The organism is Shewanella sp. POL2 (genome assembly GCF_000282755.1).
GTDB classification, from domain to species: Bacteria; Pseudomonadota; Gammaproteobacteria; order Enterobacterales; family Shewanellaceae; genus Shewanella; species Shewanella xiamenensis.
The window spans coordinates 1-1,071 of the sequence record NZ_AKZL01000200.1 but is presented as its reverse complement, the minus strand read 5'-3'; the positions used below and the strand labels follow the sequence as shown (position 1 = coordinate 1,071).

Annotated in this window: 1 protein-coding gene; it reads right to left on the bottom strand. The window is 45.8% G+C overall.

All coding sequences use genetic code 11. From position 1 onward, the window contains the following. Nucleotides 1–322: 322 nt before the first annotated feature. Nucleotides 323–832 carry a hypothetical protein gene (locus SHEWPOL2_RS22035; protein WP_037431841.1) on the bottom strand — a complete coding sequence of 170 codons (510 nt, stop codon included), beginning with the start codon at nt 830–832 and terminating at the stop codon, nt 323–325. Between the last annotated feature and the right edge of the window lie 239 nt (nt 833–1,071).

Here is a 1,071-nt window from a genome sequence, read left to right as displayed (position 1 = left end):
CGCCTTCAAACATGAGCGAACAATCACTGATTACGGTGAAACCTGTAAACACCGATCCCACAAGGAGAACGCTAAACGCAGCAAACTCAGTGGTGATAACCGATTCAAATCCGTCTAAACCGAATGCATTTAATCCAATGCAATTCAGTCGTATCTGCGGCAGTCATTCCGCAGGCTTTGATGCTAGGTTATCGGGTACAGGTTTCGGATGACAAAATGCGAAGTTAATCAAAGGTATCCCTAACGACCTCTGGTTCAGATAACAAACTCAAACGGTATCGTTATGGATAAGCCTTGCTAACTTGCTACAGGGAGCGGTGAATTAAGCGGCTTGCTGACTAAAGCGATATTGGAGGTTGGATACTTTCCAGCCGGAGATCCGCGCGGGTGAAGATTCGGCTAAGAGGGTCCAATCCGGGCGAGCATCGAGGCGAATATTTTCCCCTAATGCGGGCGCAGGCTCGGGTTCGAACTCAAAGGCCAACAGGTAAACAGGCTTCACTTCGCGCATATCATGCTGAACAAGATTGATAAAGCGCTGGGAGTTAACCGGGGCAAAATTAAAATCGTCAGAATGACTAACGAATTCAGGTTCGGAACAATCGGAGGCTTGCACCTTATCAGAAGCAATGCAAACCGCTTTACTCTCGTTCGCAGTCGATTGTTCAGTTGAATGGCGCGATGTCGTATTTTCTTGCGCTGCGATTGACGGCGTATCCGCAGTCAGCACAGTTGTCACTACTGTTTTAGGCGCAAAATGCTGAGCGGTTAAGCTGCGCGGCGCATAGCCACTCGTATGGGCGATCAAAATGATCGACACACAGAGTAACATTAATCCTTGGCGCCAAAACTTAATCAAACTCAGATCCTAAAAGGTGCACGCAGCAATTTACGTGAAAAATGTTTACAGGAAAAACAACGCTTTCTTGAATAGCTTTATTAAAAACATAGAAAGTTCCAAGCATGCAGCTTAAGTAACTGCCAACTCAGAGGCAAATTAAACTTTATCCATCTTGCTAAGTTTGCACTGCAAAGAGACTTATTGCACAGCGAGTTAAGTATCCAAAAGAC